We start from the raw sequence: 24,228 nt of genomic DNA, 5'->3' as shown, positions 1-24,228 counted from the left end.
CGATGGTGACTGTAGCTCAGCCGGAAGAGCGCCGGACTGTGGATCCGGAGGTCGCTGGGTTCGAGTCCCGCCAGTCACCCCACGCGGGTGCGCCGACGCTGGAGAGTCGGGCCTGTCTGTAGAACAGGTGCTTCGCGCTGAGGAGGTTCGAGTCCTCCCACCCGCACGTCGAGCCCGATCGTCGGGCACCGCCCGGCCTCGTTTCGTCCCCGGTGGGGCGCCCCGCCTGCAAAGCGGGTGATGCGGGTTCGACTCCCGGCGAGGCCTCGATGCCATCCACTGTGGACTCCATGGGCGCGGGCGTTGGCTGCTCGGCCGCCACTCATTCTGGCGGTGTGCCCGGTTCGACACCGGGGCCCATGACTCGCCGGCCGGCGGTGGTGATGACGGGGGAACGCCGGCCGGCGCCCGGCCGCGGTCCAGCGCGGGGACGGGCTCAGGGGCCGAGGCCCGCTCAGGACCGAGGAGTCCGTCCGGCCCACCAGCCGCGTACGCCGAGCACGCCGACCGCGGTGCCGATCGCCAGGGACGCCCCGATCAGCAGCGCGTGCACCCACAGGAAGCTCGTCGGGCTGCCCTGCCCGATCTCCCCGGTCGACCAGGCCCGGGCGTCGTTCCAGATCGCGACGGCGAACCGGGGCCAGATCACCCAGGTCCACACGCCGACCAGGATCAGGAAACCGGCCCAGCGCCGCGACAACACCATGGCAACCCAGTATGCCAGCCGGTACCCGGCCAGCCCTGGCCGGCGACATCGCCCGGGCCGCTGTCACCGCCGGCCGAGGGTTTCACCCGGAGTCGACAGCCGGCCCCGGCGGCCGGTCACCCCCGACCGGCCGCCGGTCCGACCCGGCTGCGCGACCACGTCCCCGACCGGCCGTTGCCCCAGCCCGTCCTGGCACCCCCGTGACCGCGATCCGCGTCCCCCGGGTGGTGCCGGCCGGCCGCCCCAGCCCGCCGGCGCCACCCGGTCACCCCCCCCGACCCCCCGCCATCCGCACTGTCAGCCCTGGACCGTCGAGGCGAGTCGGCGGCGTACGCCCAGCAGGACGAGGCCGCCGAAGATCATCCCGAAGCCCACCGTGCCCACCAGCGCGAACGACTCGCCGGGCAGCAGGCCGCCGACCGACCGGGCCAGGATGCCGAGCACCATGTAGAGCCCGGCCCAGAGCACCGCACCGACCGCCGCGAAGCTCAGGAACCGCCGGTACGACATCCGCAGCCCGCCCGCGGCGAGCGGCAGCAGCGCGTTCAGCACCGGCAGGAAGGGCGCCACCATCACCATCCGGCCCCCACCACTGCTGAGAATCCGCTCGGCGGCCGACCAGCGCGCCTCCCCGATCCACGCCCCGGTACGGCTACGCCGCAGCCGCGCGCCGAACCGCCGACCGGCGAAGAAGGTGAGCGACCAGCCGCCGAGGCAGCCGCCGATCACCGCCAGGAACGCCCCCAGACTGGCCGGCCGACCGACCCCCACCGCGGCCAGTACCGCGACGTCGCCGGGCACGAGTACGCCGAGCAGCGGAATCGCGTCCAGCAACATGACTCCGCCGAGCACCGCCAGAAAGACTCCCGACGGCAGTTCCCCCACCTGAACCAGCCAGTCCGCCACGTCAGGAACGTTACGGACGGAACGCCAACCGGACATCCGGGTCGAGCCCTGGTAAGCGACGCCGGCAACCCTGACTCGATCTCGGGGTGACTCCGCCGTCCGGCCTACGCCGGAGGTTTGTACGACTCCCGACTTCCGCCCGCACCGAGTACGCAGGGAGGCTACTGTCGGTGACGTACAGGGCACGCCACGCACCGGGCGCGCCGCTAAGGAGACACCCATGGCAACCGGAACCGTCAAGTGGTTCAACTCGGAAAAGGGCTTCGGCTTCATCGAGCAGGACGGCGGAGGGCCGGACGTGTTCGTCCACTACTCCGCGATCGCGTCGTCCGGCTACCGCGAGCTCAACGAGGGGCAGAAGGTCGAGTTCGACGTCACCCAGGGCGAGAAGGGCCCGCAGGCGGCTAACGTGCAGCCGCGCTGACCATCTCGCTACGCGCCGCGCGGGCCGGTGCCGCCGGCTCCGTATCATGCTGCGGCTCGGGCAGGTCGCGGCGCTTGCGCAGCGGGCCGATCAGCAGGATCAGCCCGCTCAGCGCCAGCCCGGCGGTGATCACCCACATCGCCGGGCGGAGGCCGAGCGCCGTACCGAGCGCGCCGCCGAGCACGGCACCGGGCGGCATGGTGCCGAGGTTGACCACCTGCATGGTCACGCTGACCCGGCCGAGTAGCCGGTGCGGCACGTACGCCTGGCGGAAGCCTGCCTTGATCACGTTGCCGGCGACAACTCCGGCGCCGATCACCATCCCGGCCAGCACCAGCAGGCCGAGCCGGGCACCGGGGGCGGTCAGCGGGATCAGTAGCCCGAACGGTTCCGCGCCGAGGGCGCAGAGCAGCAGCGCGCGGGCGCTGCCGAGGCGCCGGGACAGCGGGGTGGCGATGGCGGCGCCGACGACCCCGCCGAGGCTCATCACGGCGACCAGGCCGCCGACCGTACCGGGACCAACCCCGACCTCGCGGACCAGGAAGACGACCAGGATCGCCTGGTAGCCGACCAGGCCGAGGTTGCTGACCGCACCCCAGACGGTAAGCACCCGCAGGTAGGGATCGCGGGCGGTGAACCGTACCCCCTCGGCGATCTGCCGGCCGAGGCCCGCCGCCGGATCGACGGCGCGGCGTGGCTCCTGGCGCCGGATCGACAGCAGGCAGGCGGCCGAGCCGAGGAAGCCGAGCACATCCATCAGCAGCGCGGTCGCGGCACCGACCAGGCTGGCGAGTAGGCCGGCCGCACCCGGACCCGCCACCTGGGCCACCGCCTCGGTGCCCTGGAGCTTCGCGTTTCCCTCGGCCAGGTCGGTCCGGTCCAGCAGGGTGGGCAGGTAGACCTGGTACGCGGTCTTGAAGAAGACGCTCACGGTGCCGCCGGCCAGCGCGACGGCCAGCAGGTGCCCGATGGTGAGTACGCCGAGCCAGCCGGCGACCGGCACGCTGGCGAAGAGCAGCGCGGCGACCAGGTCGCAGGTCACCATCACCGGCCGGCAGCGCAGCCGGTCCACCAGGGCGCCGGCCGGCAGCCCGACCAGCAGCCAGGGCAGCCACGCGGCGGCGGTCAGCAGCGCCACCTGGAAGGTGCTGGCGCCGAGGGTGGCGACCGCCACCAGCGGCAGCGCCACGCTGGTGACGCTGGCGCCGAAGGTGCTGCCGGCCTGGCCGACCCAGAGCAGCCGGAAGTCCCGTTGCCGCAGCAGGCTCATTTCGTCTCCTCGTCGCCGGCGGGGTCTCAGGTGCCGGTCCGAGCCGGGCGGCCTGGCCGGTTCACGGCTGGGCCGGGATGCCGTGGGCGAAGAAGAAGACCGGCTCGCGGCCCTGCCCGTCGTCGGGAAGCTCGCGGTCACCCCACCGGGACAGCAGGGCGAGCAGTTCGGCCTCGAACTCGGCCAGTTCGGCCGGGGTGAGCCGCAGCCAGCGGTCGGTGGAGAACGGCGCCTCCGCCCAGGCGGCCCGCTGCTCCTCAGCGGCGGCGTGCCAGTCCCGGACCAGGCCGACCTGGCGGTCCAGGTTCAGCGAGACGGCGGCCTGCTGCACGGCCTCGCTGGCCGGGTCGTCGGCGAAGTCGGCGCTGGACCAGCGCAGTCCGGCCGAGACCAGCCGCCACCACCGCTCCCGGCGGTCCCGGGCGAGTTCCGGTGCCTCCTCGACCAGGTCGGCGGCGGCGAGCACCTTCAGGTGGTGGCTGACGTTCGCCACCGCCTGCCCGGTGCGCTCGGCCAGCGAGCTGACCGTGGCCGGACCGTAGACCTTAAGCACGTCCATCAGGCGGCGGCGCAGCGGGTGGGACATGGCGGCCAGCACCCGGGAGTCGGTGACCTGGCGTACCTCTCTGTTCATGCGGCCAGACTGACATACACAAGAAGAGTTGCGCAAGAACTGTTGTGCAATATCGGCTGCGGATGGGAGCGGACGCCATGCTGCCTGCCGGTAAGCGTCCGGGGGTGTGGGAGATCTTCGGCCCGGCTCGGTGCCCCGGGGCGCGACCGCGCCGGCCGCGCCGACCCTCGGCGCCCGGTACGTCCCGCCGGTGGCGAGGTTCGTCCACCGACACCACGCCCGCGCCGGCCGGGATCGACCCGGGTACGAGGTGCTCTTGCGGCATCGACGGTCGGCAGTTTTGGCTGAGAGCTGAAGTGCTCGCACGCCTCCGTGCGGAGATCTAGCGTGACGCTATGGAGAAGCTCGCCCTGGTTGTCGGCGCCACCGGCCAGGTCGGCCGGGCTGCGGTCCGTGCCCTGGTCGCCGACGGCTGGCACGTCCGGGCCGCCGCCCGAGGCCTGCGGGCCGGAGCACCGTGGCCGCCGGACTGGAACGTCGAGCTGGTCCCGCTGGACCGTGCGGACGACGCCGGGCTGGCGGTCGCGGTCGGCGACGGCTGCGACGTCCTGGTCGACACCGTCGCGTACGACGCCCGGCACGCCCGCCAACTGCTCCGGCTCGCCGACCGGATCGGTTCGGCCGTGGTCGTCTCCACCGCCGGGGTCTACCTGGACGACGCCGGCCGGGGATTCGGCGCCGAAGGGGTCCGGTTCCCGGTGCCGATCGCCGAGACCCAGCCCACCGTCGCACCGCTCGACCCGGACGCGGCGGCGGGCGACGACACGTACGCGGCCGGCAAGGCGGCCCTGGAGCGCGAGCTGCTCGCCGCCGGAGCGGTGCTGCCGACCACCCTGTTGCGGGCCGGCGCGATCCACGGGCCGCACACCGTGCACCCGCGTGAGTGGCACTTCGTCAAACGCGCGCTGGACAACCGGCCGGTACGGGTGCTGGCGTACGCCGGGCAGAGCCGGTTCCATCCGGTCTCCACGGCCAACCTCGCCGAGTTGATCCGGCTCTCCGCCGCCGAGCCCGGGGCCCGGGTGCTCAACGCCGGCGACCCGGAGCCGCCGACCGTACGCGAGATCGGCGCCGCCGTGCACGCGGTGCTGGACCACGGTGCGGAGGACGTGCTGATCGACGGCCCCTCGCCGGCACCACCGGTCGGCGAGACGCCGTGGTCGACGCCGTACCCGGTGGTGCTGGACATGAGCCTGGCGGAACGCCAGCTCGGCTACCGCCCGGTGACCAGCTATCTCGACTCGCTGCCGGAGACCGTACGGTGGCTGGTGGACGCCGCGCACGGCCGGGACTGGCGGACCGTCTTCCCCGATCTCGCGCAGAACTACCGCACCGACTACTTCGACTACCTCGCCGAGGACGCCTGGCTACGCCGCCGCACGGCCGGCTGACCGGGCCGCCGGGACGTCGCACCGGAGGTGGAGAGGGTGCTCAGGTCGCGGTGAGTTTGGCGGCCAGCTCCCCGATCCGGTCGCCGAACGCCGCCCGCAGCGCGGCCGCCGCGTCGTCGAGGTCCTTCGAGCCCAGCCCGTTGAGCACGCCGTCGATGATCTGCTGCTCGTTGACCCAGTCCTTGCCGAGCATGCTCATCTGGTTGGCCTTGACCTCGGTCAGCATCCCCTCGATGGTGTAGAAGTGCTGCCGGATGTCGGTACGGCCGCTGCCGTCCGGCTTCTGCGCGCCCTGCCACAGCAGGTAGTTGTTGTCCTTGGCGAACTTGAGCAGTTGTTCCTGCTCCTGATCGGACAGTGCCGGCATGATGTTCTCCCCTCCGGACGATGCGGCGACGTCGCGCCGGAACTGGTTCATGTTGAAGCTCGGGTCCGTCTTGACACTCGGGTGTCCGTAGCCGGCCGGCTGGTGCTCCTTGTGGCCGGCGATCCCCCAGCCGGTACGGTCGCGCAGCGCCCGTACGCCGCGCACGTAGGAGTCGTACTGCCGGTCGGTCCAGGGCTCGCCGAGGGCGTGCTGCGCCTCGATGCCGATCAGGCCGGAGTTGCCGACCCCCTTGAACGGTCCGGCCCAGCCGACCCGGACGTGGTTGCACCGGCCGGAGGCGATCACGTGCCAGTGCCCGGTGCGCGAGAGGTAGAGCTGGGCTATCGGTGGTGGCGCGGTCGCGGAACCGTTGAGCAGGACATAGATCTCGCCGGCGTCGGTGGAGCGCAGTGAGCCGCGGGTCTCGTGGCACATGATCCCGTGTGGATCGAAGGATGTGGAGCCGCGACTCCGCCAACCGCCGACCTCGTGCACGGTGAGACCGGCGGACCGGAGCACGTCGGCGAGCCAGAGCAGTCGCATCGATCAGCCCTCCTTACTCGGAGGTAGGGGTTCACTACTGACCGTATCTGCGACGATGGCCCGAGTCCAGTCGTCCAAGCTGCCAATATGAGCAAAAGCAATGGTCAACCGACCCGAGGTCGGGAAAGGACGGCCAGCCGGCCGCCAGCCTCAGAAGGCCAGGCACTCACACTCCGTCATCAGCGCACGGACGTTACGCACGTACTGCGGGTTGGGGATCTTCAGCCCGTCGTCGGTCACCACCGCGCCCGGCCCGAAGTTGTACGCCGAGATCACCGCGTTCAGCAGGCAGGAGTTGAGTTCGGTGGTGCAGTCGTCGGCGGATACCCCGTAGTCGCTCTCGAAGAAGGCGTCGCCGATGTACTTGATCAGCCAGGCCAGGTAGTTCGCCCCGAGGGTGGCGTTGTCCCGGTAGGCGTCGATGTCGTACGACTGGTCGAAGCGCTGGTTGACGAAGGCCGCGGTGTCCGGCATGACCTGCATCAGCCCCACCCCGCCGTCGCAGGCGATGATGTTCGACTGCCAGCCGCTCTCCTGCCAGGCGGTCGCCTTGACCAGGTCGACCGGCACCCGGATGCTCGGCGCCGAACTCGGCCAGTAGGTCCGGCCGGCCGCCTCGGTCAGGGCCTGCTTGACCTGGGCCCGGCTGGCCTGGGTGCCCTCGTAGCGCGGCTTGGTGCAGCCGGTCTCGGGCTTCGGCGGCGGCGGGGGCAGCTTCGTCTCGGTCGGCGGCTTGGGGACCTTCCGCGGCCCCGGCTTCTTGCTCGCGGTGCGGCTCGGAGTCGCCGACGGGGTCGGCCGGGCGCCGAGCCCCGCCACGGCCGGCGGCTCCGGCTCGGTCGTCGGCTCGCCGGCTGCGACCGGGTCGGCGGCGACGGACGGGTCGGTCTCCGCCCCGACCGTGGTCGTGCCCCCCTCGCCCCCCGGCTCGCCGTTGGCGCAACCGACCACGGTGGCGAGCGCCAGGACCACCGCCCCCGACACCAGGCCGGTCCTGCGTAGCCACTCAGTCATCGAGTCCCCCCAAGATCTCCCGGCGCACCATAACAGGCACGCCGACACCTCAGGGGGCCTCGACCGGCCGGCTGGCCGGGGCCGCCTCCTCGACGGCCGGCGTCCCGGCCCGCTCCGCCGGCGGCCCCGCCCCGCTCATCGACGGCCCGGCGTCGCCCGCCGACGGCCCGGCGTCGCCCGCCGACGGCCCGGCGTCGCCCGCCGACGGCCCGGCGTCGCCCGCCGACGGCCGGGGCCGGTTTGCCGTGGCCGGACCGGGCTGAACCCCGGTGGCGCGTACCGCGCGGTCCCGGGTCGCCCAGGCGACCATGAAGACCGCGGTCCAGAGCACCCCGAGCAGCATCGAGGTGACCGTCTCGCTGGCCGAACTCCAGCCGACGTAGAGCCGGGCCGCGCCGATGGTCACCACCCCGACCGCCGCCACCGTCCAGGCCGCCACCGCCATCGGCCAGCGGCTCTGCCGGGCCAGCAGCCAGGCCAGCGTGCAGAGGCTGGCCGCGACCACCGCGTTCTGGGCCGGCAGCAGCCGTACCGGTGCGCCGCTGGTCGGCCCGGTGACGTCGGTCACCAGGACCAGCACCAGCAGCGGTACGAAGGCGCCGACCGTACCGAGCACGCTGAGCAGGTCGACCCGCCACGGCCGGGTACGCCAGCCGACCACCGCGGCGACCAGCGCCACCACCAGGATCAGCACCGGACCGCGCAGCGCGCCGATCGCCGCGTGCGCCAGCTCGGCCACCCCCTCGGTACGCCGGGACGCGAACCACTCCGCTATCGCGCTGTCGACCACCGACAGCCCGCTGTGCGTGACGACCAGGTCGAGCAGCCAGGCCAGGATGAGCCCGGTCACGAAGAGCAGCGCCAACCCGGCGACCAGGTTGGCCAGCAGCGTCCAGCCCGGCCCGATGTGCATCGACAGCAGGAAGAACAGCACCCCGTACCGCCGGGCGAGCCAGCGCAGCGGCGGCCGGGCGACCGCCCGGGACAGCAGCGACCGCACCGGGTCGGGATTCCGGCCGAGCCAGCGGCCGACCAGCACGATGGCCACGATGAAGACGATCAGCAGCAGTACGGCGCCGGTCGCCTTGCCCAGGTAGTGGGAGACGGTCTCGTACGACTCCCCGGCCAGATAGCCGGCCAGCACCGAACCGCCGACCCAGGTCACCACCCCGGCCAGGTTCCACGGCGCGAACCGCCGGTACGGCATCCCGGCACTGCCGGCCAGCCGGGGCACCAGGGTCCGGGCGAAGGCCACCCAGCGGGCGGCGAACACCCCGCGCCCGCCCAGCCGGGCCAGCATCGCGTCGGCCTTCGCCCAGCGCTGCGCCCCGACCCGGCTCCCCCACCGGCCGGCCCGCAGCCGGGGGCCGTGCCGCCGGCCGCTGCGGAAGGCCAGCGCGTCGCCGAGCACCGCTGCGACAATCATCACCACCAGTGCCGGGCCGAGCCGCAGCATCCCGGCGTACGCGAGGAAGCCGACCAGCAGCAGGGTCGCCTCGGCCGGCATCACCAGGCCGACGATCACCGCCGTCTCGGTAGCCACCAGCAGCGCTGCGGCCAGGTAGACCAGCACCGGTGGCAACTCCCGCACCACCGTCAACACATCCTGCACGGCGACCCCCCGAACACCCCGGCCAGCATGCCAGCCGCGTGGTGTGATGGCACAGCGATTCCCGCCGAGAGCGGGGTTACCTCAGGGGGAACCCGGACGCCGGCCCGGATCGCGCAGGCGAGAGGATGGAGGGCATGCAGACCCGCGGGGACCTTCGTAACGTCGCAATCATCGCCCACGTCGACCACGGCAAGACCACCCTGGTCGACGCCATGCTGCGGCAGTCCGGCGCGTTCTCCGCCCGGGCCGAGCCGACCGACCGGGTGATGGACTCCATGGACCTGGAGCGGGAGAAGGGCATCACCATCCTGGCCAAGAACACCGCCGTGCGCTACCTGCCGGCGGACGGTTCCGGCCCGGTCACCATCAACATCATCGACACCCCGGGGCACGCGGACTTCGGCGGCGAGGTGGAACGCGGGCTGACCATGGTCGACGGGGTGCTGCTGCTGGTGGACGCCAGCGAGGGCCCGCTGCCGCAGACCCGGTTCGTGCTCCGCAAGGCGCTGCAGGCCCGGCTGCCGATCATCCTCGTGATCAACAAGGTGGACCGGCCGGACGCCCGGATCAAGGAGGTGGTCGACGACACGTACGAACTCTTCCTGGACCTGGACGCGGACGCCGAGCAGATCGACTTCCCGATCATCTACGCCTGCGCCCGGGACGGCGTCGCCTCGCTGACCCAGCCCCCCGGCGGCACCGTGCCGGCCGACAGCAGCTCGCTGGAGCCGCTCTTCCGCAGCCTGCTCGACACCATCCCGCCGCCGGCCTTCGACGAGGCCGCGCCGTTGCAGGCGCACGTGACCAACCTGGACGCCTCGCCGTTCCTCGGCCGGCTGGCGCTGTGCCGGGTCCGTCAGGGCACCATCACCAAGGGCGAGACGGTGGCCTGGTGCCGCACCGACGGCACCGTCGAGCGGGTCCGGGTCTCCGAACTGCTGATGACCGAGGGACTGGAGCGCAAGCCGGCCACCTCGGCCGGGCCGGGCGACATCATCGCGGTCGCCGGCATCCCGGAGATCATGATCGGCGAGACCCTGGCCGACCTGGAGGACCCCCGGCCGCTGCCGCTGATCACCGTCGACGAGCCGGCGATCTCGATGACCATCGGCACCAACACCTCGCCGCTGGTCGGCCGGGTCAAGGGTGCCAAGGTCACCGCCCGGATGGTCAAGGACCGGTTGGACCGGGAGCTGATCGGCAACGTCTCGCTGCGGGTCCTCCCGACCGACCGGCCGGACGCCTGGGAGGTGCAGGGCCGGGGCGAGCTGGCGCTGGCCATCCTGGTCGAGCAGATGCGCCGGGAGTCGTACGAGCTGACCGTCGGCAAGCCGCAGGTGGTGACCCGGGAGATCGACGGCAAGACCTGCGAGCCGGTGGAGCGGCTCACCATCGACGCCCCGGAGGAATACCTCGGCGCCATCACGCAGTTGCTGGCCACCCGCAAGGGCCGGATGGAGCAGCTCGTCAACCACGGCACCGGCTGGATCCGGATGGAGTGGCTGGTCCCGGCCCGGGGTCTGATCGGCTTCCGCACCGAGTTCCTCACCGACACCCGGGGCACCGGCATCCTGCACCACGTCTTCGAGTCGTACGAGCCGTGGTTCGGCGAGCTGCGTACCCGGAACACCGGGTCGCTGGTCGCCGACCGGTCCGGGGTGGCGACCGCGTTCGCGATGCTCAACCTCCAGGAGCGCGGCACTCTCTTCGTCGAGCCGTCCACCGAGGTGTACGAGGGCATGCTGGTCGGTGAGAACTCCCGCTCCGACGACATGGACGTCAACATCACCAAGGAGAAGAAGCTCACCAACATGCGCTCCTCGACGAGCGAGGAGACCGAGAAGCTGATCCCGCCGCGCAAGCTCTCCCTGGAGCAAGCCCTGGAGTTCTGCCGCGAGGACGAGTGCGTCGAGGTCACCCCGGTGGCGATCCGGCTGCGCAAGGTGGTACTGGACGCACCGTCCCGGGCCCGGGCCGCCGCCCGGCGCAAGCACGCCGGCTGAGTCCGGTCGTACGCTGCGCAGATGCTCTGGGACGCGCTCGAGGCCGAGCTGGCGGCCGTCGCCGGCACCGTCTCGGTCTACGCGGGTCGGCTCGGCCGCCGGCCCGCGTACACCCGGCTGCCGGACACCCCGCACTACGCGGCCAGCACCATGAAGGTGGCGGTGCTGGCCGCCCTGCACCGGGCCGCCGGGGCCGGTGCGGTGGAGCTGGACGCGCCGGTGCCGGTGGTCAACGAGTTCGACTCGGCCCGGCCGGGCGCGGGCCGGTTCTGCTGCGCGGCCGACTACGACAACGACGAGGCGGTCTGGGCCCGGCTCGGCGGCACCGCGCCGCTGGGCTGGCTCGCCGAACGGATGATCGTCCGGTCCAGCAACCTCGCCACCAACCTGGTGCTCGGGCACGTCGGGCTGCCCGCCGTCGCCCAGGTGTGGGCCGACAGCGGTGCCCGGCACAGCCGCACCCAGCGGGGGATCGAGGACTTCGCCGCCCGGGACGCCGGACTGGACAACCAGGTCACCGCCGCCGACCTGGCCGGGCTGCTCGGCGCGATCGCCCGGTCCCGACTGGCCTCCCCCGGCACCTGCGCGGCGATGCTGGACGTGCTGCTCGCGCAGGAGCGCGGGGAGGACCTGGCCGCCGGGCTGCCGCCGGGCACCCGGATCGCGCACAAGAACGGCTGGGTACGCGGGATCCGGCACGGTGCCGGCGTGGTCTTCCCGGACGACGCGCCCCCGTACACCGTGGTGGTCTGCACCACCGTGCCGCCGGCCGGCGACACCGGCCCGGCCGGCGACGACCGGGACGAGCGGGCCCGTCGGCTCATCGCGCGGGTCTCGGCCCTGGTCTGGGCCGCCCGGCACCGTCTGGGGACCGTCGGCTGACCCGACGGCCGATATGGTGCCTGCATGTCGATCGCCTCGGTTCGCACCCACCGGCTCTCCGCTCCGCTGCACACCCCGTTCGTGACCGCACTGCGCCGTACCTCCACAGTAGAGACCCTCGTGGTGGAGGTGGTCGACGCCGACGGGCGGTCCGGGTTCGGCGAGGCACCCCAGGTGTGGCGGGTGACCGGGGCGTCGATCGGCGGCGCACGGGCCTGTGTCGAGGAGGTGTTCGCCCCGCTGCTGACCCGGCGTGACCCGGACGACCTGGTGGCCAGGTGCGCGGAGGTACGGCGGGCGGTGGTCGGCAACGAGGCGGCGAAGGCGGCGGTGGACGTGGCGCTGCACGACCTGGCGGCCCGGCGGCTCGGCGTACCGCTGGTGCGGCTGCTCGGCGGGACGTCCCGGCGGGTCGCCACCGACGTCACGCTGTCGGCCGGGGACGCGGTCGAGTTGGCCGGGGCGGCGAAGCAGCGGGTCGCCGACGGTTTCGACGTACTCAAGGTGAAGGTCGGCACGGACGCGGCGGGTGACCTGGCCCGGATCCGGGCGGTACGCGCCGCCGCCGGCCCGCAGACCCGGATCCGGCTCGACGCCAACCAGGGCTGGACGCCCCGGGAGGCGGTCCGGGTGATCCGCGGTGTCTCCGACGCCGGGCTCGACGTGGAGCTGGTGGAGCAGCCGGTGCACGCCCGGGACATCGCCGGACTGGCCTGGGTGGCCGAGCGGGTGGACGTGCCGATCCTGGCCGACGAGTCGGTCTACGGGCTGCGCGACCTGGTCGAGGTGATCCAGCGGCGGGCCGCCGACATGGTGAACGTGAAACTGGCCAAGTGCGGTGGGCTGGGGCCGGCCCGGACGCTGCTGGAACTGGCCGCCGAGCACGGCCTCGGCACCCTGGTCGGCTCGATGATGGAGAGTCAGATCGGGCTCGGCGCGGCCGCCAGCCTGGTCGCCGCCTACGGCACCAGCGCCGTGTCGGACCTGGACGCCGCCTGGTGGCTGGCCTGGTCTCCGGTGCAGGGTGGCATCCGGTACGAGAACGCCACCGTGGTGTTGCCCGACGCTCCCGGTCTCGGCATCGCCGGCCTGCACCGTACGCCGCCGCCGACGCCCTGACGCCGCCCATCCCCGTCGCCCCGCCGGTCCCGGCCGCACCGCACCAGTATGAAGGCAACATTCAGCCGCCTGTTGCAGTACGGCGCTAATTTTCATATGGTTTCGGGCGAGAGCGGGCGAGGACGGGTGGTACTGACATGGTGCTGCGCGCGGGGCGCGAGGCCGTTGTCCGGGTCGGCGTCGCCACCCTGTGGGCTGGCCCTGAGGCCGTCCGCCCGGTGGACGCACCGGCCCTGTCCCGCCGGACCGACATCGCCGGCTGGATCTCCGGGATGACCGTCGACCAGCGGGACGGCGACTGCGTGCTCAGTCAGCTCCTGCTCGGCGAGCGGGTGCTGGTCGAGGAGGTCCGCCCGGACGGTTGGGTCCGGGTCGTCGCGGTGGAGCAGCCGGCGGCCAGGCTCGACCCCCGGGGCTATCCGGGCTGGCTCCCGCTCGAACAGCTCGTCGAGCCCGTCGAGCCGGCACCGGCACCGCCGGACCTGGTCGTCGCGGCGACGGTCACCCGGCTACACGACGCCCCGTCCGGCGCGGTGGTGCTGCCCGGCGTGATCCTGGGTACCCGGCTGACCAGCGCGGGTCCGGCCCGCGCCGGTTGGCGCCCGGTTCGGGTCCCCGACCACGGGCAGCCGCTCTGGGCGCCCGACAGCCATCTCGCCCCGGCACCGATCCGGCCACCCAGCCCGACCGAGGTACTCGCGGTGGCCAGTCGACTGCGGGACGTGGTCTATCTCTGGGGCGGCGTCTCGGCGTACGGCATCGACTGCTCCGGCCTGGTGTACCTGGCCTGGCGGCGCTTCGGCGTACGCCTGCCCCGGGACGCCGACGACCAGGTCGCGGCGACGGCTCCGGTGCCGCTCGGCGCGGAACGCCCGGGCGATCTCTACTTCTTCGCCCGGCCCGGCCGGCCGGTCCACCACATCGGCATCGTCACCGCCCGCCCCGGGCCGGACGGCGACCGGCGGATGCTGCACGCCTGCTACACCAAGCGGCGGGTCCTGGAGGAACCGATGCCCGCCGACCGGGCCGCGACCCTGGTCGGCGCGCATCGGGTCACCGAACCCTTTCCCACCTGAGGCACCTCGGCCCCGCCCTCCCCCTGGGCCACCCCGGGCCCAGGGGGAGGTGGAGAGGGTTCGCTCCCTGACCCGCCGCTCCGGCGCTTAGCTCAGGCGACCGGCACCTTCTCGGCTGTCCGGCGGTCCCGGCTGGACTTGATCAGGCTGGCCACGGTGGCGATCGCCAGCGTGCCCAGGATGATGGTGAGGGAGAGCCAGATCGGGATGTGCGGCGCCCAACTGATGTGCTCGCCATTGTTGAGGAACGGCAGGTTGTTGCCGGCCAACGCCTCCAGCACCAGCTTGACGCCGATGAAGCCGAGCACCACGGCGAGCCCGATGTTGAGGTAGACCAGTCGGTCGAGCAGCCCGCCGAGCAGGAAGTAGAGCTGCCGCAGCCCCATCAGCGCGAAGACGTTGGCGGTGAAGACGAGGTAGGGCTCCTGGGTGATCCCGAAGATCGCCGGGATGGAGTCGAGCGCGAAGACCAGGTCGGTGGTGCCGATCGCGATCAGCACGATCAGCATCGGGGTGAAGAGCCGGCGGCCGTTCTCCTGGATGGTGAGCCGGGCGCCGGAGAAGTCCCGGGAGACCGGCAGGGCCCGCCGGCTCCAGCGGATCAGGATGTTCTCCTTGAAGTCGTCCTCGGTCGGCTCACCCTGGCGGAAGAAGTTGATCGCCGTGTAGATGAGGAAGGCACCGAAGATGTAGAAGACCCAGGAGAACTGGTTGATCAGGGCCGCGCCGGCCGCGATGAAGCCACCCCGCATCACCAGCGCCAGCACGATGCCGATCAGCAGCACCTTCTGCTGGTACTGCCGGGGCACGCCGAACCTGGACATGATGATCACGAAGACGAAGAGGTTGTCCACCGAGAGGCTGTACTCGGTGAGCCAGCCGGTGTAGAACTCCCCGGCCACGGTGCCGTTGGTGGTCAGGGCCAGACCGACCCCGAAGACGATCGCGAGGCCGACGTAGAAGCCGACCCAGAGGCCGGACTCCCGCAGACTCGGCTCGTGCGGTCGTCGACCGATGATCAAGAGATCAAGTAGCAGGATCGCCGTCAGCACGACTAGCGAGACGACCCACACCCAGGCGGACACGTTCAAGGCACTCCTCCGGCAGGCACGCGGCACCGCCGTCAGCACGCGGATGACGCGCGTCAGGCGGTGTAGACGGTGGTGACTGTCGGAGGTCTCTTCCGCCATCGCCACGCGGAGACGCCGCGGCGACAACCTACGGTGCCGGGTCCTCGTACCGGTCTACCGGCCGACGACCGTGTTGACGACACCGTCGCGAAGGAATACTCCCCTCCTACAGCGCCATTGTTCACCATTCCCCGCCCGTCGCGCATCTCCCCCTGTCGGGGCGCCTGGCTCACCACCGGTAAATCATCCTAGGAACCTAGGTGCACTGCCGGGGCAGCAACGGGTCGGCGAGGGACCAACCCGCCGCCAGCAACCCGTCGCAGGCCAGCATCGCCGTCCGCAGCCGGTCCGGAAGCGGACCGGTGAGTTCGATCACGGGTACCCCGGAATCGGCCAACACCGCCCGAAACCGCTCGGTCATCCAGCCGCGCAGGTGCGCACCGTCCCGCAGGCCGTCGTCGGTGAACGGCACCCCGTGGTGGTCGGTCAGCAGATAGAGATCGGGTCGACGGGCGGCGGCCCGGACCCGGGGTGAGGTCGAGCCGAGATACCGCTCCTCCCAGACCGCGGTGGCCCGGGCGTCGGTGTCGCAGATCAGCAGCGGCCCACTGCGCCGGGCCGCGGCGTCCTCGGCGGCCTGCTGCTCCCGGACCACCGTCTCGAAGTCGGCCCGGTCCCAGACCACGTCGAAGACCGTCGCATCAGGTTCGGTACTCCGCAGCCGGGCCAGCTTGGCGGCGGTGAGTTCCCGGCCGTACTCCGGTACCCAGCAGGTGCGGTAGTGCCGGGCCAGCGCCTCGGCGACCGTGGTGGTCCCGGTGGACTCGGCGCCCACCACCACGACCCGGCGGACGAACCAGGCCCGGACCGGCGGACTGAGCATCGCCCAGTGCGCCACCGGATCCGCCCGGACGGCCGTGCCGGAGACCGGTACGGCGGCCCGGGCCGGATCGACGGGTACGTCCACCGCATCGAACCGGCGGGCCAGCTCCGCGCCGTACGCCTCGGAGGAGAAGACCGCGTCGACCCGGGCCGGTCCGACCGCCGCCCGGAACACCGCGCAGTGCGCGTCCCAGGCGGCCGGATCTGCGTAGTCGACCGGATGGTCGTCGTACCGGCCGACGAACCGGACGTGCCGGTCGGCGGCGTGCGCCTCACGCAACCAGTCCAGCCGCAGCTCCAGCGGGATCGACTCCCGCCGGGACGGCGCCACCACCACGGTGACGGCGGCGCACCGCCGGGCCGCCTCGGCGATCAGCGCATGGTGCCCGGCGTGCGGCGGATAGAACTTCCCCACCACCAGCCCGTGCCCGAACTCCGGCCGGCCCGCGGCCTCCTGCCCTGGGTCCGCCGCCGCCACCGGATCCGCCGCCTCCGCGGCCCGCCCGGCGCGGGCGACTGCCGGGAAGGTGCCGGTGTTCCGCGCGGTCGCCCGGGCCGTCCGGCCGGGCCGCGGGGCGGCGGAAGGGTTGCCGGTGTCCCGCACGGTCACGGGGTGGCGGGGGCCGGGCCGGGCGCCACCGGCCGGGCGGCGACGGCCGAGAGCCGGCGCAGGTCGGCCCGCCAGTTCCGCAGCCCGAGTACGCAGAGCCCGAGGAAGACCACGTACAGCCCGGCGGTGAGGTAGAGCCCCTTGTAGGCGTAGAGCGGGATGTAGACGAGGTCGGCGGTGATCCAGATCCACCAGCTCTCCACCCGCTTGCGGCACTGGCCGTACGTCGCCATCAGGGAGAGCGCGGTGGTCACCGCGTCCGGCAGCGGCACGGTCGAGTCGGTCGCCCGGTCCAGCAGCAGCCAGAGCAGCAGCGTCAGTACCGCGCCCGCGCCGACCAGCACTGTCCACTCCCGACGGTCGGTCCGGCCGACCACCAGCCGGCTCCGCTGCGCACCGCCGAACAGCCACGCCCACCAGCCGTACAGGCCGAGTCCGACGTAGACGATCTGGAGACCGGCGTCGGCGTACAGGCCGGCGGTCCAGAAGAGCACCATCAGCAGCAGCACGTTGGCGATGCCGACGGGCCAGTTCCACATCTTCTGCCGGGCCAGCAGCCAGACGTTGAGTACCCCGGTCGCGAAGCCGAGCAGTTCGGCCCGGCTGGTCGGCGTCCCCGCCACGGTGAACGCCGTACCGGTCAGCCAGTCGAGCATGCCGCACCTCCCGCAAGATCCTCTGGAGTTCCTACCGTAGGTACCGGCGGGCGGAACGGGTATACCCCGATCGACCGGCCCGGGCCCGTCCGTGCCATTCTGCGATCATGGTGCTGGAGGTTGCCCTGATCGACGTGCTGGCCGGTCAGGAGGAGGCGTTCGCCGAGGCGTACGCCAAGGGTCACGCGACCCTCGCCGGCACCCCCGGATGCCGGTCGGTCCGGATGACCCGGGGGATCGAGTCGCCGTCCCGGTTCGTGCTGCTGGTCGAGTGGGACTCGGTCCAGGCCCACCTGGAGAACTTCCGGGCCACCGACCGGTACACCACCTGGCGCTCCCTGATCGGCCCCTATTTCGCGGCCCCGCCGGTGGTCGAGCACTTCACCGACGTACCGCCGCCGGCCTGACCGCCGACCCGGCGAAACTGTCGTACGCCGTCGCTAGCGTGCCGGGGAGACAACGGCTCCCCGGAAGGCGGCTGGATGTATCGACAGGGCGACGTGCTGGTCGAGGCGATCGACCCGGCGACGCTGCCGGGCGGGCTCGTCCCGGCCGGGCGTGACGGCCGGGACCGACTGGTCCTGGCTCGCGGCGAGGCGACCGGGCACGCCCACGTCGTGACCGGGTCCGGGCTCACCGCCTGGGCCCTGCCTGACCAGGTCGAGCCGGCGTTCCTGGTGATCGAGGGCTACGGCCGGCTCGGCCACGAGGAGCACGCCCCGATCGCTCTGCCGGCCGGCACCTACCGGGTGGTGCGGCAGCGGGAATACCTGCCCGGTAGCTGGCGACCGGTGGCGGACTGATGGACACCGACGCCCCGCACCGGGATCGGCCCGCTGCCGTGCCCATCCTGAGCTCGGTTGGCGCCGACGAGCGGGCCGACGGGGAGGCGGCCCGGCTCGCCCGGATCGCCGACACCTGGCTCGCCCGTGGGCTGGCCACCGGGCCGGCCGATCGCCCGGTGGCCGAGGCCGCCGTCCGGCGGGCCTACCTGGCGGCCGGACTCGCACCGCCCCGGCAGGTGTTCTGGCTCCCGTCCCCGCGCGCCGGCGCGCTGGCCGCCGCCCTGTTGACCGGGGCGGCCCCGTCGACCGATCCGAATACCGGCACCGCCGGCCCCGGCGGGTTCGGGGCCGCCGGGTCCGGCGGGTCCGGGTCCGACGGGTCCAGGTCCGGCGGGTCCAGGTCCGGCGGGTCCAGGTCCGGCGGGTCGGCGTCGGCAACCTCCGCGGCGCCCGGCGGCGGCCCCGCCGGCTACGACCAGGGCGGCGGTGAGCTGGCCGAGGCGGTCGCCGAGGTGCTGGCGGCGTTGCGGGCGCAGGGCGGCGAGCCCGGGGTGACCGATCCCGGCCAGCCGCTCCGGGCCGCCCTGCGCACCGCGCCGTGGGCAACGGCGCGGGCCGCCGTCGTCGAGCGGCTCGGCCCGGCCGGCTGGGCCGCACACTGGGCGGCCGGCGGGCGCCGCACCTGGCACCTGCTCACCGACCGCATCGTCACCCCGCTGCGCAACCAGCTCGGCGCAGACCTGACGGCGCAGGTCGACGACGCGTTCACCCGGCGGGCCCGGGCCGGGCTACTCGACGCGGTGCCGGGCCAGCACGACGCGGCCTGGCTGGCCGCTTTCGACGGCGAGCCGGGGCTGGCCGGTCTCGCCGGGGTCGCCACCGCCGCCGGCTGGTGGTGGCCGTACGAACGGCTGGTCATCCTCACCGAGCGGCCGACCCGGCTGCACCGGGACAATCTCGGTCGGCTGCATCACGCCGACGGTCCGGCACTGGCCTATCCGGACGGGTTCGGGCTGCACGCCTGGCGGGGGATGCCGATCCCGGCCGACGTCGCCGCCGAGCTGCCGACGCTGACCGTGGAACGGATCCGGGTGGAGCGCAACGCCGAGGTCCGCCGGGTGATGCTGGAGCACTTCGGCTATGACCGCTACCTGCGGGAGAGCCGGGCCACGGCGCTGCACCGCGACGAGTACGGCGTGCTCTGGCGGCTCGACCTGCCGCAGGACGAGCCACTGGTGATGGTGGAGGTGGTCAACGCCACCCCGGAGCCGGACGGCACCCGGCGCACGTACTGGTTGCGGGTGCCGCCGGACACGCGTACCGCGCGGGCCGGTGTGGCCTGGACATTCGGGGTGGAGCCGGAGCGGTATGCGCCGCTGGTGCAGACCTGACGCAGCCCGGCCGCCCCTCGGGTTCAGCCCAGCGCCGCGGACGGTACGCCCCAGCGGGCCGGGATCCGTTCCAGCACTCCTGATGCGAAGACCTCGTACAGCGGCAGGGTTCGCAGGTGGACGTAGCCGATGTGGCAGTCGCAGGCGGTGTTCGGGCACGGCCGGGGCCGCAACGCGGCGCGGTACGACCCGTCGTAGAGGTTGCCCAGCGGTGTCTCCACGAAGTGGCAGCGTCGCACGGAGCCGTCGCCACGCACTGAGATCACCGTCTCGCCGGCCCGGCAGGACGCACCGGCCGACGGATGCGGCCGCACGCTGTAGCCGAAGAGCGGGTCGAGCCCGGTCCAGGCCGCCTCCTCGGCGGCGGTGTAGGAGTACCCCTCGGCCGCGTTCACCCAGAGGTAGACGTCGGCAGGGAGCGCCGCCCGGACCGCCGCCGCCTCGGCGAGCTGCTCCGGCAGCCCGACCACACCGACCGAGTACCGCACACCCAGCTCGGTGAGCCGGGCGCAGCGGTCGAGGAACGTCTCCCGGCGTACCTGTCCGGGGTGATAGGTGGCCCAGAGCGCGACCGTACGCCGGTCGGCGGCGGCCAGCCAGTCCAGCCGGCAGGCCAGGTTGGTCTGGATAGCCACCCGGTCCAGGTGCGGCAGCCGGGAGAGTGTCACCAGCGCCTCCCGGTACCAGGACCGGGACAGTCCCTCGCCCCACGGCGTGAAGAGCACCGACAGGCGGTCGTCGTCGGGGTTGCGGGTCGCCCAGTCGACGAACCGGCCCAGCGCGGCCCGATCGGCGGCGAGTTGGGCCGGGCTGTCCCGGCGCTTCGCGAACGGGCAGTAGGGGCAGTCGTAGTTGCAGCTCGCCAGCGGGCCGCGGTAGAGCACCGAGAGGTTCATCGGAGCGCGTACTCGGCCATCGCCCGGCGGACCGGGCCGGAGACCAGCCACGGCCCGATCGCGTCGGAGCGTTCCAGCCCGGCCTCGGTCAGCGCGGTCCGGCCGTGCACCGAGGTCAGCCAGCCGCGCTCGGCGAGCCGGTCGAGCTGCGGAAAGTCGTCGTCGACCCGGCTGCCGAACCGGTCGAGATAGCCGGCCGGATCGAACCCCTCCGCCCGGAGCAGGGACTTGACCAGCCAGCGGCGCCGCTGTTCGACCGGGTCGAGCCGGAAGCCGACCTCGGCGACGTCGAAGTCGGCGGCGGGCCGGCGCAGGTAGTCCTCGATGATGCTCCGGACGTGCCGGACCCCGACCGCGTAGTCGAACGAGTAGTGCAGGTCGGTGGTGTAGGACCGGGCCCCGCAGCCCAGCCCCACCATGCCGTCGTCCTGGCAGCAGTAGTCCGACCCGGCCCGCCCCGGATCGTCGAAGGTCAGCCTGGGCCCGTCGGAGGTCCACTCGGGCCCGTCGGAGGCCCGCCCTGGGTCGTCGGGGGTCAGCTCGGCGCGGCGGAAGTGCCGCAACGAGAGCTGCCGGTAACCGGCGGCCCGCAGCGCGTCCCGGCCCTGCCGGTACAGCGCCAGCCGCTGCGCGTCCCAGGCCGGGTCGACGCCGTCCGCTGTGGCGGGAGTCCGGCCGAGGCCGGTGAGCGGGCGGACGTAGAGCGGATAGAGGAACACCTCCTCCGGCCGCCAGCGCAGCGCGGACGAGATCGACTCGGCCCAGGTCGCCGAGGTCTGGCCGGGAATCCCGTAGATCAGGTCGAGGTTCAGCTCCGGAATGTCGTGGCCCCGGATGGTGTCCAGGGCCCGCTCGACCTCGGCCCGGCGCTGCGGTCGCCCGGCCGCCCGCGCCTCGCTGTCCAGGAAGCTCTGCACCCCGATGCTGACCCGGGTGGTGCCGCGCTCGGCCAGCACCCCGATCCGGTCGGCGGTGGCGGTGGCCGGGGAGGTCTCCACCGCCATCGGCACCGACCCGAGCCGGGCACCGAAGCCGGCGAGCAGGTCGAACATCGCGGTCAACTCGCCCGCGTCCAGATAGGTCGGGGTGCCACCGCCGACCGCCACCCGGGCGTACCCGACGCCGTCGCCGAGCGCCTCCCGGACCCGGTCGGCCTGCCGGGCCACCTGGTCGAGATAGCCGCGCACCTGCTCGGCGGGCGGGTTCGAGCGGGTGAACAGGTTACAGAAGCCGCAGCGCATCTCGCAGAACGGCACGTGCAGGTAGAGGAAGAGGGCGTCCCGCCGCTCCCCCGCCCAGACCTCACGCAGCGCCGGGCGCGGTCGCAGCGGCCGGTACGCCGTCTTGTGCGGGTACGCGTACAGGTAACCCTGGTACGGCGACCCGTCCAGCGAGTTGGTGACCCCGGCTGAACCCTTGTCAACCTCCCCCTGCGGTCCGTCCTGGCCGCAGGTGGACGTCGGGGCGCGACCGCCGCCCGGTTCAGGTCGAAAAAGGTTCACTGCTCCGGCCCGGGCCAGTCGCCGGGCTTGCCCCAGTCGCCTGGTTCGAGGACGAACTGCCCGTACGGGACCGTCCACACCACCTCGTGACCGAGCCGGTGACCGCTGTGCCCCTCCTCGCCGTACGCCGTGCCGTGGTCGGAGCAGAGCAGCACCAGGCAGGGCCGGTCCCGGGAGGTGGCGAGGGCGAAGAGCCGCCCGATGTGCCGGTCGACGTACTCCAGCGCGGCGGCGTGACTCTCCCGGCTGTCCCGGTCGGCGCCGGGCAGGTAGTGCCGGTTCGGCTGGTGGATCGCGGCGACGTTGACGAAGAGGAAGAGCGGCCGGTCCTCCGGCACCGTCGGCAGCACGGTGGCGATCCGGTCGAGCTGCGCCTCGAAACAACGCGGTGCGGAGACGCCGAACTCGGGCTCCCAGTGCGCCTCCGCGAAGAGGGCCGGCAGCACGCCGCCCAGCGGCGACTTGCCGTTGAAGAAGCCGACCCCGCCGACGCAGACGGTGTGGTAACCGGCCCCGGCGAGGGCACGGACCACGTCCGGGGCGTCGAAGGTCCAGGTCTGCTCACCGGTGGTCTCGCTGCCCGGAAAGGCCGCCGCGAAGAGCCGGGTGTGCGGGCCGGGTGTGGTCGGCGTGGGTAGGAAACCCGCGAAGAACGCCTGGTGCGCCGCGTAGGTGAAGCTGGCCGGACTGTGCCGCCGCTCCCAGACTCCGCCCGGCAGCGCGCGGACCAGGTTCGGCGTACGCCCGGCCGCGGCCAGTTCCTCCGCCACGTCGTAGCGGAGTGTGTCCAGGGTGACGAACAACAGGTCGTGGCTGCCGATCAGCTCCTTCATGCCGCCCTCCCCACCTTTCTGTCACGTCCCGGGTTCTCATGCTGCCCAATGCCGCCGTCGCCCGCGCGCCGGGGCCCCCACCCGTCCGACCCGGCCGCCGACTCCAGCCGCGCCGTCGATGCCGGCTCGGCGCCCGTGCCAGTCCCTGTCGTCGGCTCCGGCTCGGCCGTCGACCCCAGCAGGGTCGGCGCGTCGGCCCGCCACCGGTCGAACCGGCCGGTCCGCAGCGCGTGCAGTTCTGCCGCGTAACTGTCCCGGCCGGCGGGGTCGGAGAGCCCCGGCAACAGGTCGCCGAAGGCGTTGACCTCGGCCACCACATGCCGCTGCCAGCCCGTACCGACCAGCAGGTCCACCCCGACGTGCAGACTGCCCGGGAAGCAGGCGGCGGCCCGGACGCAGCTTTGCAGCGCGGCGGCGTACGCCGGCTCGCCCATCGCCGCCCGCAGCGCGGACAGGTCTGCCCGGGCGTTGCCGAGGTGCAGGTTGGTCAGCGGGCCGCGGCTGGCCCGGACCACGACGTGCTCCGGGAGACCGGCGACCACCAGCACCCGCAGGTCGACCGTCCGGTCCCCCAGCCCGGCCTTGGGAAACCAGCGCTCGACGTGCAGGCCGTCCGGGGCCAGCCGGTCGACGATCGCCGCGACCTGCCGCTCGTCGGTGTAGTCGCGGACCCGCAACGAGTTGTAGAGCTTGCCGCCGGCGGTCAGCTCGACCGAGGTGGTGGCCCGGATCCGGCCCGGCGCCACCTGAAGGGCGAGCACGCCGGAGGCGGACGAGCCGTGCGCCGGCTTGACGAAGACCCGGGACCAGCCGGCGGCCCGCATCGCCGCTCGCAGCTCCGGGTAACCGCCGGTCGAACCGCCCCGCAGAGCCAAACCGACCGAAGTGGACGGTGCAGGCGGCGCGGATGGCGCCGTGGGCCCGGGTGACCCCACGGGTCCAGGTGGCGCCGCCGGCGCGGGTGACGCCGTGAGCCCAGGTGGCGCCGCCGGCGCGGGTGACGCCATGCGTCCGGGTGACGCCGTGGGCAGCGCGGATGGTGCCGTGGGCAGCGCTGGCGGCACCGGCACCCGGGCGGCGGTCAGCCGGGCGTGGCAGGCCCGCTTGTCGAACATCGCGAGCACGTCGTCCGGGTCGTTCAGCAGGGTCGCCCCGGCGGACCGGGCCGCCTCGCCGAGCCGGCCCAGGGCGGCGCGGAATCCGGCGTACCAGGCGGCGAGGCCGACGATCTCGCCGTGCTCGGCGGGCCGGTCGGCACCACGCAGCAGCCGGTCGACCTCGGCATCCTCGCCGGGCGAGTCGATCCGCACCACGGCCGCCCGGGGCAGCCGGACCGGACCGGTCGCCAGCCGCCGCCAGGGCAGCACCACCACCGGTACGCCCGCCTCGGTAGCGGCGGCCCGGAACAGCGTGACCCGACGATTCTCCGGGTTGCCGACGACCACCAGCGGGGCCCTGCCAGTCATCCGTCGATCATGCCAGTCACTCCCCGACGGCCACGTACCGGTCGCCGTACCCGTCGGGCAACGCCGCCTCGGTGAGATCCACCTCGACCCCGGGCAGCGCCGCGACCAGCCGATCGGCCAGCTCGGCGCC

Annotated in this window: 22 protein-coding genes, 3 tRNA genes and 1 pseudogene; 12 read left to right on the top strand and 14 right to left on the bottom strand. The window is 73.2% G+C overall.

From position 1 onward, the window contains the following. Positions 1 to 5: 5 nt before the first annotated feature. The 3 genes from AAH979_RS38165 (at position 6) to AAH979_RS38155 (ending at position 267) form a co-directional block, all read left to right on the top strand. Positions 6 to 82, top strand: a tRNA-His gene (locus tag AAH979_RS38165). A gap of 1 nt (position 83) precedes the next feature. Continuing rightward, positions 84 to 166 (top strand) — tRNA-Tyr (locus AAH979_RS38160). Positions 167 to 194: 28 nt separating this feature from the next. Further along, positions 195 to 267, top strand: a tRNA-Cys gene (locus AAH979_RS38155). A gap of 187 nt (positions 268 to 454) precedes the next feature. Here AAH979_RS38155 and AAH979_RS38150 read toward each other — a convergent pair. Together AAH979_RS38150 and AAH979_RS38145 are read right to left on the bottom strand one after the other, a co-directional pair. After that, positions 455 to 706 (bottom strand): hypothetical protein, encoded by a 252-nt coding sequence (locus AAH979_RS38150; RefSeq protein WP_346263005.1) that lies wholly within the window; start codon positions 704 to 706, stop codon positions 455 to 457. Positions 707 to 1,003: 297 nt separating this feature from the next. Continuing rightward, complete coding sequence (locus tag AAH979_RS38145; protein WP_346263004.1) at positions 1,004 to 1,612, bottom strand: VTT domain-containing protein; 609 nt, start codon at positions 1,610 to 1,612, stop codon at positions 1,004 to 1,006. Between the two features lie 220 nt (positions 1,613 to 1,832). Between AAH979_RS38145 and AAH979_RS38140 the strand changes: the two genes are divergently transcribed. Beyond that, positions 1,833 to 2,036 carry a cold-shock protein gene (locus AAH979_RS38140; RefSeq protein WP_278063023.1) on the top strand — a complete coding sequence of 68 codons (204 nt, stop codon included), beginning with the start codon at positions 1,833 to 1,835 and terminating at the stop codon, positions 2,034 to 2,036. On the opposite strand, the gene AAH979_RS38135 is transcribed toward AAH979_RS38140, so the two are convergent. Together AAH979_RS38135 and AAH979_RS38130 are read right to left on the bottom strand one after the other, a co-directional pair. Then, complete coding sequence (locus tag AAH979_RS38135) at positions 2,017 to 3,306, bottom strand: MFS transporter (RefSeq protein WP_346263003.1); 1,290 nt, start codon at positions 3,304 to 3,306, stop codon at positions 2,017 to 2,019. The two genes, AAH979_RS38140 and AAH979_RS38135, sit on opposite strands and share 20 nt — an antisense overlap. Before the next feature lie 61 nt (positions 3,307 to 3,367). Continuing rightward, positions 3,368 to 3,940, bottom strand: coding sequence for a metalloregulator ArsR/SmtB family transcription factor (locus tag AAH979_RS38130; RefSeq protein WP_346263002.1), 573 nt, complete (start codon positions 3,938 to 3,940; stop codon positions 3,368 to 3,370). Between the two features lie 335 nt (positions 3,941 to 4,275). Here AAH979_RS38130 and AAH979_RS38125 point away from each other — a divergent pair, with 335 nt between their 5' ends. Continuing rightward, positions 4,276 to 5,331 (top strand): NAD(P)H-binding protein, encoded by a 1,056-nt coding sequence (locus AAH979_RS38125; protein ID WP_346263001.1) that lies wholly within the window; start codon positions 4,276 to 4,278, stop codon positions 5,329 to 5,331. Between the two features lie 40 nt (positions 5,332 to 5,371). Here the strand turns inward: AAH979_RS38125 and AAH979_RS38120 are convergent, their stop codons facing one another. The 3 genes and pseudogenes from AAH979_RS38120 to AAH979_RS38110 form a co-directional block, all read right to left on the bottom strand. Beyond that, positions 5,372 to 6,241: an N-acetylmuramoyl-L-alanine amidase gene (locus tag AAH979_RS38120; RefSeq protein WP_346263000.1), complete on the bottom strand. Its 870-nt coding sequence runs from the start codon at positions 6,239 to 6,241 to the stop codon at positions 5,372 to 5,374. Between the two features lie 150 nt (positions 6,242 to 6,391). After that, positions 6,392 to 7,255, bottom strand: a complete 864-nt coding sequence (locus tag AAH979_RS38115) for a transglycosylase SLT domain-containing protein (protein WP_346262999.1) — start codon at positions 7,253 to 7,255, stop codon at positions 6,392 to 6,394. A 277-nt stretch (positions 7,256 to 7,532) separates the two neighbouring features. Next, positions 7,533 to 8,867, bottom strand: a pseudogene (locus AAH979_RS38110) (DedA family protein); the annotation flags it as partial. A 134-nt stretch (positions 8,868 to 9,001) separates the two neighbouring features. Here AAH979_RS38110 and typA point away from each other — a divergent pair. From typA to AAH979_RS38090, 4 genes are all read left to right on the top strand, one after another. Then, positions 9,002 to 10,870, top strand: a complete 1,869-nt coding sequence (typA, locus tag AAH979_RS38105) for a translational GTPase TypA (RefSeq protein ID WP_346262998.1) — start codon at positions 9,002 to 9,004, stop codon at positions 10,868 to 10,870. 21 nt (positions 10,871 to 10,891) lie between these two features. After that, entirely contained in the window at positions 10,892 to 11,752 is an 861-nt protein-coding gene (locus tag AAH979_RS38100; protein WP_346262997.1) for a serine hydrolase, read from the top strand. A 24-nt stretch (positions 11,753 to 11,776) separates the two neighbouring features. Then, positions 11,777 to 12,871 (top strand): dipeptide epimerase, encoded by a 1,095-nt coding sequence (locus tag AAH979_RS38095; protein ID WP_346262996.1) that lies wholly within the window; start codon positions 11,777 to 11,779, stop codon positions 12,869 to 12,871. 137 nt (positions 12,872 to 13,008) lie between these two features. Then, positions 13,009 to 13,947: an NlpC/P60 family protein gene (locus tag AAH979_RS38090; RefSeq protein ID WP_346262995.1), complete on the top strand. Its 939-nt coding sequence runs from the start codon at positions 13,009 to 13,011 to the stop codon at positions 13,945 to 13,947. 92 nt (positions 13,948 to 14,039) lie between these two features. On the opposite strand, the gene AAH979_RS38085 is transcribed toward AAH979_RS38090, so the two are convergent. From AAH979_RS38085 to pnuC, 3 genes are all read right to left on the bottom strand, one after another. Continuing rightward, positions 14,040 to 15,038: a TerC family protein gene (locus AAH979_RS38085; protein WP_346262994.1), complete on the bottom strand. Its 999-nt coding sequence runs from the start codon at positions 15,036 to 15,038 to the stop codon at positions 14,040 to 14,042. Between the two features lie 295 nt (positions 15,039 to 15,333). Then, positions 15,334 to 16,569, bottom strand: coding sequence for an AAA family ATPase (locus AAH979_RS38080; RefSeq protein WP_346262993.1), 1,236 nt, complete (start codon positions 16,567 to 16,569; stop codon positions 15,334 to 15,336). Then, positions 16,566 to 17,225, bottom strand: coding sequence for a nicotinamide riboside transporter PnuC (pnuC, locus tag AAH979_RS38075; RefSeq protein ID WP_346262992.1), 660 nt, complete (start codon positions 17,223 to 17,225; stop codon positions 16,566 to 16,568). Before pnuC ends, AAH979_RS38080 begins: the two co-directional genes overlap by 4 nt. A 107-nt stretch (positions 17,226 to 17,332) precedes the next feature. Between pnuC and AAH979_RS38070 the strand changes: the two genes are divergently transcribed. The 3 genes from AAH979_RS38070 (at position 17,333) to AAH979_RS38060 (ending at position 19,401) form a co-directional block, all read left to right on the top strand. Then, positions 17,333 to 17,632, top strand: coding sequence for an antibiotic biosynthesis monooxygenase family protein (locus AAH979_RS38070; RefSeq protein WP_346262991.1), 300 nt, complete (start codon positions 17,333 to 17,335; stop codon positions 17,630 to 17,632). 75 nt (positions 17,633 to 17,707) lie between these two features. Then, entirely contained in the window at positions 17,708 to 18,028 is a 321-nt protein-coding gene (locus AAH979_RS38065) for a hypothetical protein (protein WP_346262990.1), read from the top strand. After that, entirely contained in the window at positions 18,028 to 19,401 is a 1,374-nt protein-coding gene (locus AAH979_RS38060; protein WP_346262989.1) for a DUF6745 domain-containing protein, read from the top strand. The genes AAH979_RS38065 and AAH979_RS38060 overlap by 1 nt, the downstream gene beginning before the upstream one ends. A 23-nt stretch (positions 19,402 to 19,424) precedes the next feature. Here the strand turns inward: AAH979_RS38060 and AAH979_RS38055 are convergent, their stop codons facing one another. From AAH979_RS38055 to AAH979_RS38040, 4 genes are read right to left on the bottom strand one after another with little or no spacing between them, the layout of a single operon-like run. Further along, complete coding sequence (locus tag AAH979_RS38055; RefSeq protein ID WP_346262988.1) at positions 19,425 to 20,297, bottom strand: STM4011 family radical SAM protein; 873 nt, start codon at positions 20,295 to 20,297, stop codon at positions 19,425 to 19,427. After that, the gene (locus AAH979_RS38050; protein ID WP_346262987.1) at positions 20,294 to 21,799 is read right to left on the bottom strand and encodes an STM4012 family radical SAM protein; all 1,506 of its coding nucleotides are present in this window, start codon (positions 21,797 to 21,799) and stop codon (positions 20,294 to 20,296) included. The genes AAH979_RS38055 and AAH979_RS38050 overlap by 4 nt, the downstream gene beginning before the upstream one ends. Next, the gene (locus AAH979_RS38045) at positions 21,796 to 22,632 is read right to left on the bottom strand and encodes an STM4013/SEN3800 family hydrolase (RefSeq protein WP_346262986.1); all 837 of its coding nucleotides are present in this window, start codon (positions 22,630 to 22,632) and stop codon (positions 21,796 to 21,798) included. The genes AAH979_RS38050 and AAH979_RS38045 overlap by 4 nt, the downstream gene beginning before the upstream one ends. Beyond that, positions 22,629 to 24,098, bottom strand: coding sequence for an STM4014 family protein (locus AAH979_RS38040; RefSeq protein ID WP_346262985.1), 1,470 nt, complete (start codon positions 24,096 to 24,098; stop codon positions 22,629 to 22,631). The genes AAH979_RS38045 and AAH979_RS38040 overlap by 4 nt, the downstream gene beginning before the upstream one ends. Positions 24,099 to 24,228 lie beyond the last annotated feature (130 nt).

The organism is Plantactinospora sp. ZYX-F-223 (assembly GCF_039649625.1).
In the GTDB taxonomy this organism is placed as follows: domain Bacteria; phylum Actinomycetota; class Actinomycetes; order Mycobacteriales; family Micromonosporaceae; genus Plantactinospora.
This window is presented reverse-complemented; position numbering and strand designations above follow the sequence as displayed.